Source organism: Rossellomorea vietnamensis (assembly GCF_001305855.1).
GTDB classification, from domain to species: domain Bacteria; phylum Bacillota; class Bacilli; order Bacillales; family Bacillaceae_B; genus Rossellomorea; species Rossellomorea vietnamensis_A.
Genome location: NZ_LIXZ01000001.1, coordinates 367,440 through 379,843, shown reverse-complemented (window position 1 = coordinate 379,843; position 12,404 = coordinate 367,440). Strand labels below are relative to the sequence as shown.

The window sequence follows — 12,404 nt, the reverse complement described above, 5'->3', positions numbered from 1 at the left end:
AATCAGGCCTCAAAACGAGCGGCCTGATTGATTGATTGATGGCGGGATCGTTAGGCAAAATAGCGATCCGTCACTTTTTTTACATAGGAAGTGGTTTCTTTGAACGGTGGGATACCGTTGTATTTATCAACGTTTCCGGGACCTGCATTGTAGGCTGCCAGTGCAAGGTGGATGTCCCCATTGTACTTATCGAGCATTTGTTTTAAGTATTTGGTGCCTGCAAATACATTCTGTTCAGGATCGAATATGTTGTTTACCCCAAGCCCGCGTGCGGTGCTCGGCATGAGCTGCATCAATCCTGTGGCGCCTGCAGGACTGACGGCATCCGGGTTGAAATTGGACTCCTGTTTAATGACGGCTTGAATCAATTTTTTTGGCATATTGTAGTGATCTGCTGCACGGCTGATGATTTCATTGATTTCCTGCGGTGCATCCCTGTTCGAATTGTTTAAAGACGCAAGGGGGTGGGTGTTCATAGGAGCCGGTAGGTAAGATTGGGATAGAAGGGCCCCATTCACGGCTCCAAGTGTTTGATTCAAATCTATATTTTGTTGCCTTGGTTGCAGGGCTTGAGTTAATAATTGTTGAAACAAATCATTGGATTGACCGGCTGTATCCTGGATAGAAGATATTGAACCCAGACTGTTCAAGGCTTGAAGCTCCATCATCGTTTTCAACTGTTGAACATTCATATGTTTGACTCCCCTTCGATATAACACTTATTCCTATTCTATATCGGTCATGATCGGTCCTGTTTTAATTTCTCCAAGTAAAAACGTTTGATTTTATTATCTGTCTGACGAAGTGGAATCTTATGCTGCTTGAGTAATTCCAAGAATATCGCTTCACCTGATGTACGTTCTTTCACTTCATATTCGAGCTCATAATCTTCTCTTTTCAGGTAAGAGCTCTGGTCGAAAACAAGCAGGCCATTCCTATAAGGGATTTCCGCCCTGCTGGTTGTGAGTGTCCCGAAGTGTTGCAGGGATTCATAAGGAATGGAAAGGGAGATCAGCACATCTCTCACTTCTCCTTCTGGGAACAGCCCATCCTGTAAAAGGGAATCTGATTGATTTTTAGATAAGGATTGATTCGTCTCCAGGAGATCTTCTTTTAACGGGGTCTTTAACGTTAACGTATACCTCCCGTCTTTCTCCCGGATCCGGAGGGCAGACTGCTTTTCCTTTAATTGATAATCCGGTGTATCGAAATAATGATTATCCTGAGAAATGAAATCTTCCTCATTTATATGAAAATGTGAAGTCAATATAGTGAATTCGTCTTTTGTTACTAGATTCTTAAATTCAATTTCTATTTCCTGTGCCATTACAAGCATCCTTTCCTTGCATACTTCCTCTATTATCTCTTTAATAAAAGGGAACTTCAATATTTAGATGAAATGGTTTTCTTATGTTAAAATGATACTGATTGTTTAATGGAAGGATGAAGAAAAGCATGAGGAAAATTGTTCAATTTAACCACACAACATATGAAAACGGAACATTATATTTACATACGGACCAGTCGGAACTCTTAGAAGGTACGACTGCTGCCGGTCAGATCATTGCAGACTCCGATCGCTATGCTTTCGTTTACTTAGCTGAAAATGAAGAGGAATATGTATACTTATATTTGGAAGAATCAATCTGGCCGGAATTAAAAAAAGCTCTTAAAGAAAAAGCGGCAGTCGTGGCGGAAAGTGAAAAGTATTCACTGGAATTAGATCAATTCACGGAAGAGCTTGACTATCTCATAGATAATATAGAAGGAAACGGGAACTACGGTGACGAAATGGTTATAAAGGTAGAGAACGTATTTCTTGAAAAGTAGGCGTTTAGAGGTGAGGGGAATGAATCACTGGGAACAATTTTTGGCTCCCTACAAGCAGGCGGTTGATGAATTAAAGATTAAGCTTAAGGGGATGAGGGGAGAATATGAACTTCATAACACTCATTCCCCCATTGAATTCGTGACTGGCAGAGTGAAACCGATCGCGAGTATCCTTGATAAAGCCAATCAAAAAGGAATCAAGCTGTCCAACATTGGAACTGAATTGCAGGACATCGCAGGACTAAGAATGATGTGTCAGTTTGTAGAGGATATCCATGTGGTGGTGGAAAAACTCCGCGGGCGCAAAGATTTTACGATTATTGAAGAAAGAGACTATGTGACCCATAAGAAACAAAGCGGATACCGTTCTTATCATGTCGTCATCGACTATCCGGTACAAACGATTCACGGTGAAAAGAACATCCTGGTAGAAATTCAAATCCGTACACTTTCAATGAATTTCTGGGCTACGATCGAACATTCGTTGAATTATAAGTACAGTGGACAAATTCCTGAACAGATCCGTCACCGTCTGCAAAGTGCTGCCGAAGCGGCATTCAGACTGGATGAAGAGATGAGTTTGATCCGTGAAGAAATCCAGGAAGCCCAGGTCATTTTCACAAACAAAAAGGAAAAAGACCAGCGTGGCTCTGAACGTAAACAACAGTGACTTGAGGGGGTAAATGAATGAAGTTCGCAATTACATCAAAAGGTGATTCAAAGTCTAATACACTGATGCATAAAATGAGAACATATCTCCAGGATTTCAACCTGATCTATGATGACGATCAACCCGATATCGTCATTTCAGTCGGTGGGGACGGCACACTTCTATATGCTTTTCACCGATATAGATCAAGACTTGATAAGACGGCTTTTGTGGGTGTACATACGGGTCACCTCGGCTTTTATGCTGACTGGGTGCCTGAAGAAATTGAGAAACTTGTCATTGCCATCGCCAAGACACCATATCAGATTATTGAGTACCCACTACTGGAAACGATTATCCGCTATCAGCACGGTGGGAAAGAAACCCGTTATCTAGCATTGAATGAATCAACGGTCAAAAGCGTCGAAGGGACCCTGGTGATGGATGTGGAAATCCGGGGGCAGCATTTTGAACGGTTCAGGGGGGATGGACTATGCCTGTCCACTCCTTCAGGCAGTACGGCTTATAATAAGGCATTGGGAGGGGCGATCATTCACCCGTCTTTACCCGCCATCCAATTCGCTGAAATGGCTTCCATCAATAATCGGGTATTCCGAACCATCGGATCGCCGCTCATTTTACCTGCACATCATACATGCATGCTGAAGCCTGTGAATGGACCGGATTTCCTGGTGACAATCGATCATCTTTCCCTCCTTCATAAAGACGTGAAAAGCATTCAATATCGTGTCGCAGATGAGAAGATCCGCTTTGCACGCTTCCGTCCTTTCCCGTTCTGGAAACGGGTGCATGATTCATTTGTAGCGGATGAATAACGGGGAATGGTAAGGTGAAGGGATATACGCTAAAGTGGTGCATCCCGTCAAGCTATGAAGGGAAGCTGATGAGAGAGTTCCTGATCGATCAGCAATTGTCAAAGCGTACATTGACGGCAGTCAAGTTTGACGGAGGAAGGATCACCATCAATGGAAAAGAAGAAAATGTCCGGCATCCACTTACTGGAGGAGATATCCTTGAGGTGAGATTTCCTGAAGAAAAAGCGAGTGAAACACTGGTGGCGGACAGGATTCCTCTCTCAATCGTATATGAAGATGATGATGTGCTCGTTGTGGACAAACCATGGGGGATGAAAACGATCCCCACGAAAGAAGAGCCGACGGGAAGTCTTGCGAATGCGATATTAGGATACTTCAATCAAATGGACCTCGCTTCAACGGTACACATCGTCACCCGATTGGATAAAGACACATCAGGCCTCGTCCTGGTGGCAAAACACCGCCACGTCCATCACCTGTTCAGCCTTCAGCAGAAGGGGAGGGAAATCAATCGGACATATGAAGCCTTCGCTGAAGGGTTGATGAATGGATACGGTTCGATAGAGGAGCCGATTGGAAGGAAATCTGACAGTATCATTGAAAGGGAAGTACGGTCAGATGGACAATATGCCCTGACTCATTACAGGGTGGAAGATCAGTTTCCTGAATTTGTACACCTTGCGTTGAAGCTCGGAACAGGCAGAACCCATCAGATCCGTGTTCATCTTTCCTTCATAGGCCATCCTCTTGCAGGAGATGATTTATACGGAGGAAGTGTAGGGCTGATCGGCAGACAGGCCCTTCATTGTAAAAGACTGCACTTTTTCCATCCCATCATGAAAGAATGGATGGACTTGGAATGCCCTTTGCCCGATGATATGAGGATGCTGCTTGATAGGCAAAGAGATTCCGCTCAGTTAGACTGAGCGGGATCTCTTTTTCATGCTATCTCCCGCAAGAAAACTCATTCAACTTCCCGGAACTTCTCCGCCACGAAAGGCATGCTTGATGCTACACTCACTACTTCTTTTTCAGGGTATCTAAATGCAGATAGCATACCGCCAAACACGGCCCCCGTATCGATGTTGACCGTTTTATTTAAGAGGCGCGCTTCTTTTACCGGGGTGTGGCCGTATACGATCCATGCTTCCCCTTGATAGTCACGTGCCCAGTCTTTTCTGACAGGAGTGCCGTCATCGTTCTTTTCTCCAGTTATATCCCCGTAAAGGACAAAGGTTTTAACACGGTTCGATTGTTTTCCGATTAGTTCTTCTTTTATGCCTGCATGGGCAATGATTAGCCTACCTTTATCCAATACGTGGTATAGAGGGGATTGCTCATATAATTCAATAAACATATCCCGATAGCGATTTCTTTCCTTTAGCGGGAGGGCACTCAGTTCCGCCACGGTAGTTTCCAGACCGTGAAGGATTTTTACGTTGTTTCCTAAGAAATAACGATAAAGCTTGTTGCAATGGTTCCCGGGGACATAATAAACAGTATCGTTCTCATAGAGGTTGTATACGGTTGAAATCGTCTCCAGGGAGTGATGTCCCCGATCCGTCAGGTCACCCACCAACCCAAGTTTCCTTCCATCTGGGTGAACAGGAAGGCCGCCGCCCCATTCATACCCAAGCTTCCTCGTCAACTCTCTGAATTCGTTAAAGCAGCCATGAACATCACCGATAATATCAATTTTCATACAAATCCCACTCCCTTAACTGCCTTTTTTCTTTTCTTTTCACGTAATTTATGACATATTAATGATTCAGCAATTCCTCCATTTATTATTCGTCAGGCATTAGTATGACATATTAAAGCAAAGGAATACATGGATGGTTATGATTTCATAAGAGACAATTGTCTTGAGATTTGCTAGTATTATTACGACTATATTCAATCAAGTTATGAAGGAGGGTGTATTGGATGTCTGAGGTAACTCAAGAACAGGAGAATGACAGAGATAAGCAGGAAAAGGAAATGTATGATGAAGACCTTCTCATCAGAGCCCTTCAGGAAGAAGATCTGGATTTATTTCGTTCAGAATTTGTTCAATTACACTCTTATGATCAAGCAAAGTTTTTCTCTAAAATAGATGAAGCCTTACGAAGCCGGCTGTATCATTATCTTTCACCGGAAGAAATGGCGGAGCTTTTTGAAAGTCTGGATATAGATGAAGAAGATTATCAGGATATCTTAGCGGAGATGAATCCTACATACGCAGCCGAGATGCTTTCCAACATGTATGCCGATGACGCCGTGGATGTCTTGAATGAGCTGGATAAAGATCAGGTTGTCAGTTATTTGACGATCATGAATGATGAATCGGCTAAAGAGATTAAAGAATTGCTCCATTATGAAGAATACACAGCTGGTAGTATCATGACCACCGAGTTCGTGGCCATTTCAAAGAATCAGACGGTCAGGTCTGCCATGTATATTTTGAAAAATGAAGCACCGAATGCGGAAACGATTTACTATATCTATGTGGTGGATGATGATAAAAAGCTTGTAGGGGTAATATCCCTTAGAGATTTGATCATCAGCCATGATGATGTGATGATCGGTGAAATCATGAGTGGCCGGGTCATGTCTGTCGGTGTCAGCGAAGATCAGGAAGCTGTCGCACGGCAGATGAAGGATTACGATTTCCTTGCCCTGCCCGTCGTTGATTTTCAACATCATCTACTTGGAATCATCACGGTAGATGACATCATGGACGTCATGGAAGAAGAGGCATCCGATGACTACTCTAAACTTGCCGGTATCGCCGATTTGGATTCCATAGACAGAAGCCCTATAAATGCGGCCAAGAAGCGCCTCCCATGGCTCATCGCCTTACTATTCCTCGGAATGTTCACCGCAAGCCTCATCGGCAGGTTTGAAGATACATTGGATAAAGTGGCCATCCTTGCCGTGTTTATCCCACTGATTGCCGGAATGGCAGGAAATACTGGAACTCAGGCACTCGCCGTTGCCGTAAGGGGGATTGCAACAGGGGACCTGGAAAAGGAAAACAAGATGTCCCTTGTCTTTCGTGAAGCGGGAACAGGGCTGATCACCGGCACGACTTGCGGGATAGTGGTCAGCATCATCGTGTACGTGTGGAAAGGCGAATTCTTCTTAGGGATCCTTGTTGGCGTTTCCGTCTTAATTTCACTATTTGTTGCTACCCTCGCAGGTACATTAGTGCCCCTTATGATGCACAAGCTAAAAGTAGATCCGGCCGTCGCTTCAGGTCCTTTTATCACGACGATAAATGATATTATCAGTACTTTAATTTATCTTGGATTAGCGACGATGTTTATGAATTACCTAATATAGAGAGAAGAGGGGGAAGTATGAATGGAACAACATGCATCTGTTGCATCCCTTGTGATCGTGATCATGGTAGCTTTTTTAACTCCCATTCTGCTGCATAAATTCAAGTTGAATTTCATCCCGGTCGTCATCGCGGAGATTATAATGGGATTGGTTATAGGAAAAAGCGGGTTTAATCTCGTCCAGCAGGACATGTGGCTTGAGACACTTTCTACCCTGGGGTTTATTTTCCTCATGTTCTTGAGCGGTCTTGAAATAGATTTCACGGCTTTTTCAGGCGGGAAAAAGAAAAAAGAGGTACTGCCGAGTGGTAAAGAAGAACCAAACCGCTTGAAATTGGCCATTATCATTTTCATCGGTATTTTCTTTGTGTCACTGGGCTTGTCTTATCTGTTTGTCCTGTTCGGACTTATTGACAATGCATTCTTGATGACATTGATCATTTCCACGATCTCCCTTGGTGTTGTGGTACCAACATTGAAAGAGGCACATATCACGAAAAGTGCCATCGGACAGATCATTCTCTTGGTAGCGGTCATCGCGGACCTGGTGACCATGATCTTACTTGCTGTGTTCGTTTCTCTTTATGGAGAAGGACATGGGAATATGTGGCTTCTTCTGATCCTCTTTGGGGTAGGTCTGTTATTATATTTCCTCGCAAAGAGGCTGAAGAATAACCTTTTTATCAAAAGTCTATCGACCGGGACCGTTCAGATCGGTACACGTGCGGTCTTTACCTTGATCATGTTACTGGTGGCCGTGTCAGAGACGGTTGGTGCTGAGAACATTTTGGGGGCTTTCCTTGCCGGTGTGCTTGTATCTTTACTTGCACCGAATCAGGAGATGGTTCATAAGCTTGATTCATTTGGATATGGCTTTTTAATCCCGATCTTTTTCGTCATGATTGGTGTGGAGCTGGATCTTGGGTCACTACTGAGTGATAAGAAAATGCTTTTACTCATTCCATTACTGGTTCTTGCCTTCCTCATTTCGAAGATCATCCCGGTGTATTTATTGAGGTACTGGTATGATACGAAAACGACGATCGCTTCGGCATTTCTCCTTACGTCCACTTTGTCGTTGGTGATAGCTGCTGCAAAGATCGCAGAAAGAATCGAAATTATCACCCCTCAAATGAGTGGAACGCTCATTCTGGTGGCCGTGATTACATGTATCATCACACCTATCATCTTTAAGAAGCTTTTCCCGCGGGAAAGTGCAAAAGAGAGGAAGCTTAAGATTACGTTCCTTGGTGCCAATCAGCTGACCATGCCCGTTTCCAGGGAGCTTCAATCCTCCTTGTACGAACCCGTCCTGTATCATACGAAACAGGATAAATCGGATCGGAGCATCGCTGATTCACTGTTCGATATCCATGAAATCGATGATTATGATCTCAGTACACTCCTCGAGAAGGACATCTTTGAATCGGATATCCTCGTGATCTCAACTGGAGATGAAGAGGTGAATGCAACACTTGCCGTGACGGCAAAAGAGTATGGAATAGGACGTGTGATCGTAAGGGTGGAGAGTCCTGATCTGCATGAAAGTCTTCGTGAACAGGATATTGAAGTATATTCTGTATTCTTATCAACGAAAGCTTTATTAAGGGCGCTCATCGAATCACCATCCGTCATGAGCATCTTGACCAATCAGGAAACATCGCTTTACGAAATCCGCATGTTGAACAGTCAGTTTGAAGGAATGACACTCCGGAAATTCCCATTCGCGGGAGATGTCATCTTCGTCCGTATCTTCAGAGGGAAAGATTCCATCGTACCCCATGGAGATACAGAACTTCACATGAATGACCGACTGATTGTCACCGGCTCTAAAGAATACGTGGATGAACTCAAACGAGAACTCGAATTCTGTGAATACTGCTGACATGACACCTTCTTCCCAAGAAACATTTTTCTTGGGAAATTTTTATTTTAAAAAGGAGTATTACGATTTAATCCCTAATAGATAGATAATATAAGTTAAGAAGGAGGAAACGAATATGTGGGAAACCAAGATTGTGGAGATTCGGGAAAAGGTAAAGGAAAATATAAAGGGTTTGTCTTATGAAGAACTGAATGAAAAACCTTCTCAAGAGGAATGGAGCATTGCACAAATCGTCCTTCATCTTGCCGGTGCGGAAACGCGCTTTTTGACTTTGGCCATCGATTCTGCAGAAAGAGGAGGGGGTAAAAGCGATTCGGATGTTGATTTATCTGTATTTGATGATCCGTCCCAGAAAATGATAGCACCCATCGAGCCTCCTACTGATCCACAAACCAAGGAGGACCTGATGAAATCATTGGATGAGTCACGTTCTCTCACCACGCGCTTTCTGGAGAAATACACGAAAGAAGGCTTGAATCATCAATCCATGCACCATCACCGATTTGGAGAAATGCCGATATGGCAGGTACTCGAGCTTCTCGGAAAACATGAACAGAGGCATCTCGTGCAAATGGAGGATGTGAAAAAGAGAATAAGATAGAAATTTTCTTTTCTTTTATTGTATAGTGCGGTAGAATTAGTAGCAGGTACTAATAACATGTATTAAATAGGAGGATAATAATGACTCTTTCATTAAAAGGTAAAACATATGTTGTAATGGGAGTGGCGAATAAGCGCAGTATCGCGTGGGGTATAGCCCGTTCGCTGCATCAATCAGGTGCACGTTTGATTTTTACATATGCAGGGGAGCGTTTTGAAAAAGGTGTCAGGGATTTAGCCGGAACACTGGAAGGCGGAGAAGATTCACTCGTACTTCCGTGTGATGTGACAAGGGATGAAGACATCGAAAAATGTTTTGCCACTATCAAAGAAGAAGTGGGGACTATTCATGGACTGGCTCACTGTATTGCTTTTGCCAATAAAGAAGAGCTTGCCGGAGATTATATGAATACGACAAGAGACGGTTTCCTGCTTGCTCACAATATCAGCTCATATTCACTGACTGCAGTGGCTAAAGTGGCTAAGGACCTTATGACTGAAGGTGGAAGCATCGTGAGCATGACCTACCTCGGCGGAGAGCGAGTCATGCAGAACTATAATGTCATGGGAGTGGCAAAAGCTTCTCTTGAAGCGAGTGTGAAATATCTTGCGAGCGATCTTGGAAAACACGGTATCCGTGTGAATGCCATTTCTGCAGGTCCGATTCGTACCCTGTCAGCCAAAGGCGTCGGGGACTTCAATAGCATCCTGAAAGAAATCGAAGAGCGTGCCCCGCTTCGCCGTAATACAACACCGGAAGAGGTCGGGGATACGGCAGTATTCCTTTTCAGTGATTACTCAAGAGGAATTACAGGAGAGAACCTTCATGTAGATTCAGGCTATCACGTACTGGGATAATAATAGAAAAAACGGCTGTGGGATAAGATTCCCTTAGCCGTTTTTTTATATTCAATAAAAATGAAACCCCTGGGCGCTTTCTGCATACATATAAAAGTGGAGATCAATTAGGAGGTGTCTTAGTGAGAAAAGAAAAAAAAGCGGGGAGAGAACCCTTGCTGTATATAAACCAGCCGAAATTAGAAGAAGTGAAGGGCAATATGCAAGTTACTTACCGCTCAGTCAAGAAATCCAAGCCCCAGGCAGAGAGTATTAAAAGTAAAATGAAAACAGAATCGGAACCCCCATTAAGCGAAGTGATGAAAGAAGATAAATATGTTGATGAGCAGTTATTTTTGGACCAGGGGGATCACCTGGAAGAACCAAATATCCAGTCGAAACCTCAGATCACAGAGCGAAAAACGGCCGCTTCTGCATTCAGAAAACTAAAGCCATTCCGTGAATTGTCCATAGAAGGGAAATTAGACTACATTTCTGCCAGTATTTCAGGAAAAGTACCTTTTCCATGTGAGTTTTCAAATGGTCAGGTTGCAGTAAAAGGAGTCATTGTGGAGGATACGGGGGACGACATCACTGTCAAAAGCTTTCATGGCGAAGAAGTGCAAATGAGGAAGAGTGAGTTGCAATCCATCAAAATGATCGGATTGCAATAAAAAAAGGAGCCAGGCGGGATAACCGGCTGGCTTCTTTCAGATGAATAACGGATTATTCACATTCTAATTCAACGAATACGTCTTTGATACATTGAATCGCACAGAAGCAATCCAGATCGACCGTGATACATTCTCCAGTCAAAACCCACTCAGTGTTATGGCCCATAGTCTCCATACCAGAGCCGGATCCTGATCTTGAACCAGAACCAGAACCATCAGCATAGTCAGGCTTTAATACTTGAAGAGTCGCACAGCAGTTATCGAATACTTCTTTCACCCGGAAAAATGGTGATTTCCAAGGGCATCCTTTGATGTGTGCTTTAAACGTCTCACCGTTTTTAAGATATAACTTGAAGATACGAGTGTTTAAACGGTCAGCTGGACTTACCATTGCACCCAGCGGCTCTAGAAAACAATCGTGTTTACAATCGTTACACTCTTGATTTGCTTCGTCTTGGATATCTTTAATAGCACGGACGGCTTGACATACGCAACCACGATTTTTTGAACTATTGTCTTTATCTCTTCCGCAACCCATATAGAAGTTCCTCCTTAAAATGAATTTCATTTACATTACTAACATATTGTCATGTAGGCAATTAGGTAACGGACATCTGCCCTCTTTTGGAAATTTGGGCTTGTATAATTTGTGAATTGAAGGGAGTCTTTCCATTGCAACTTACGTTTATTGAACTGATCGCACTTGGCTTAGCCATATTCAGGATGACCCATCTCATTGTCTTCGATAAAATCGCAGAGTTCTTAAGAGCTCCATTTTTCGATGAGTATGTTGAAGTGGAAGAAGATGGGGAAGAGGCCATTTACCTCTCCCCAAAAAAAGGTGGCTTGAAAGGGTTTATCGGGGAGTTGTTGTCCTGTTATTGGTGTACGGGAATATGGGTATCCGGTTTTCTATATGGAGGTTATTTCTTTTTACCATTGTACTTCGGCCCATTCATCACGCTTTTAGCCGTTGCAGGGATCGCCGCCATGTTGGAAGCTGCCGTACAAAGTTGGAAAACTGACTAAAACCTTAGGTAATTAGTGGAAACAAGCTCAGGTTTCTTCACATATACTAAAAAGTGAAACAGGATAAAGGAGGAAATGAAAAGTGAAGAAAACCTCTACAAATACACATAAACAAGGTAACTCATCCACAAAGAAAAAAGGGTGCGGTTGCGGATCAAAAGTGAAAAAAAGCTAAGGCTGCTCAATGGGCAGTCGTTTTTTTTTTTCATAAAAAACGACTTTATGAAAAAAATAAGAGTGAGTACAAACAAAAGAGGGATCTGTCATGAATAAAAAAGGAATCATTATTCCACTTTCATTATGCGTTTTGATTGGATGTGCGAATAAGGAAGATGGAAGCGATAGTAAGATTGCACTTATGAAGAAAACCAATCCGCCTCCCATTGAATTAGTGGACAATCCAGAGACAGACAGTTACGGTCATGCCATCAAGAGGGAAATTTCCAAAATGAACGAGCTTTACGATGTCGCTGTCATCCAGGGAAAGAAAGAAACGCTCGTTGTGTACAAGGTGAAGCATCTGCACAGATTCAAAATGAAAAAGATTGAAAAGAAAATGGATCGCTATTTGGAAGATAAATATCCTAAGGAGGATTTTATATTGTCCAGTGACTATAAAATCTTTCTCGAAACCATCCGCTTAAAAGAGAGGCTGAGAAATGGATCAATCTCAAAAAAGGATGCTGAAGACAGATTCCGGGAAATCGTGAAGCTGCAAAAAGAGAAAACGTAGGAGGAATG

15 protein-coding genes are annotated in these 12,404 nt (G+C 43.1%); 11 read left to right on the top strand and 4 right to left on the bottom strand.

Annotated elements, in window-relative coordinates; translation table 11 throughout:
• Positions 1-50 precede the first annotated feature (50 nt).
• Entirely contained in the window at positions 51-692 is a 642-nt protein-coding gene (locus AM506_RS01905) for a lytic transglycosylase domain-containing protein (protein ID WP_060670237.1), read from the bottom strand.
• A gap of 47 nt (positions 693-739) precedes the next feature.
• Positions 740-1,327, bottom strand: coding sequence for a CYTH domain-containing protein (locus AM506_RS01900; protein WP_060670235.1), 588 nt, complete (start codon positions 1,325-1,327; stop codon positions 740-742).
• A 128-nt stretch (positions 1,328-1,455) separates the two neighbouring features.
• Between AM506_RS01900 and AM506_RS01895 the strand changes: the two genes are divergently transcribed.
• From AM506_RS01895 to AM506_RS01880, 4 genes are read left to right on the top strand one after another with little or no spacing between them, the layout of a single operon-like run.
• The gene (locus AM506_RS01895; RefSeq protein ID WP_060670233.1) at positions 1,456-1,830 is read left to right on the top strand and encodes a hypothetical protein; all 375 of its coding nucleotides are present in this window, start codon (positions 1,456-1,458) and stop codon (positions 1,828-1,830) included.
• A gap of 19 nt (positions 1,831-1,849) precedes the next feature.
• Positions 1,850-2,500 carry a GTP pyrophosphokinase gene (locus tag AM506_RS01890; protein ID WP_060670231.1) on the top strand — a complete coding sequence of 217 codons (651 nt, stop codon included), beginning with the start codon at positions 1,850-1,852 and terminating at the stop codon, positions 2,498-2,500.
• 17 nt (positions 2,501-2,517) lie between these two features.
• Positions 2,518-3,315: an NAD kinase gene (locus tag AM506_RS01885; RefSeq protein ID WP_060670229.1), complete on the top strand. Its 798-nt coding sequence runs from the start codon at positions 2,518-2,520 to the stop codon at positions 3,313-3,315.
• Between the two features lie 14 nt (positions 3,316-3,329).
• Positions 3,330-4,241, top strand: a complete 912-nt coding sequence (locus tag AM506_RS01880) for an RluA family pseudouridine synthase (RefSeq protein ID WP_235576019.1) — start codon at positions 3,330-3,332, stop codon at positions 4,239-4,241.
• A 38-nt stretch (positions 4,242-4,279) separates the two neighbouring features.
• On the opposite strand, the gene prpE is transcribed toward AM506_RS01880, so the two are convergent.
• Positions 4,280-5,017 (bottom strand): bis(5'-nucleosyl)-tetraphosphatase PrpE, encoded by a 738-nt coding sequence (prpE, locus tag AM506_RS01875; protein ID WP_060670227.1) that lies wholly within the window; start codon positions 5,015-5,017, stop codon positions 4,280-4,282.
• Between the two features lie 278 nt (positions 5,018-5,295).
• Between prpE and mgtE the strand changes: the two genes are divergently transcribed.
• From mgtE to AM506_RS01850, 5 genes are all read left to right on the top strand, one after another.
• Positions 5,296-6,639: a magnesium transporter gene (mgtE, locus tag AM506_RS01870; RefSeq protein WP_060670686.1), complete on the top strand. Its 1,344-nt coding sequence runs from the start codon at positions 5,296-5,298 to the stop codon at positions 6,637-6,639.
• A gap of 21 nt (positions 6,640-6,660) precedes the next feature.
• Positions 6,661-8,523: a monovalent cation:proton antiporter family protein gene (locus AM506_RS01865; protein WP_060670225.1), complete on the top strand. Its 1,863-nt coding sequence runs from the start codon at positions 6,661-6,663 to the stop codon at positions 8,521-8,523.
• A gap of 115 nt (positions 8,524-8,638) precedes the next feature.
• The gene (locus AM506_RS01860) at positions 8,639-9,124 is read left to right on the top strand and encodes a DinB family protein (protein ID WP_060670223.1); all 486 of its coding nucleotides are present in this window, start codon (positions 8,639-8,641) and stop codon (positions 9,122-9,124) included.
• An 80-nt stretch (positions 9,125-9,204) separates the two neighbouring features.
• Complete coding sequence (gene fabI / locus AM506_RS01855; protein ID WP_060670221.1) at positions 9,205-9,981, top strand: enoyl-ACP reductase FabI; 777 nt, start codon at positions 9,205-9,207, stop codon at positions 9,979-9,981.
• A gap of 122 nt (positions 9,982-10,103) precedes the next feature.
• On the top strand, positions 10,104-10,634 hold the full coding sequence (locus AM506_RS01850) for a CotO family spore coat protein (protein ID WP_060670219.1): 531 nt from the start codon (positions 10,104-10,106) through the stop codon (positions 10,632-10,634).
• Between the two features lie 52 nt (positions 10,635-10,686).
• Here the strand turns inward: AM506_RS01850 and AM506_RS01845 are convergent, their stop codons facing one another.
• A complete protein-coding gene (locus AM506_RS01845) occupies positions 10,687-11,172 on the bottom strand; it encodes a CotY/CotZ family spore coat protein (protein WP_060670217.1) in 486 nt (161 codons plus the stop codon).
• Positions 11,173-11,306: 134 nt separating this feature from the next.
• On the opposite strand from AM506_RS01845, the gene AM506_RS01840 reads away from it, so the two are divergent.
• Positions 11,307-11,663: a DUF1360 domain-containing protein gene (locus AM506_RS01840; protein ID WP_060670215.1), complete on the top strand. Its 357-nt coding sequence runs from the start codon at positions 11,307-11,309 to the stop codon at positions 11,661-11,663.
• A gap of 265 nt (positions 11,664-11,928) precedes the next feature.
• Complete coding sequence (locus tag AM506_RS01835) at positions 11,929-12,396, top strand: sporulation protein (protein WP_060670213.1); 468 nt, start codon at positions 11,929-11,931, stop codon at positions 12,394-12,396.
• Positions 12,397-12,404: the final 8 nt, after the last annotated feature.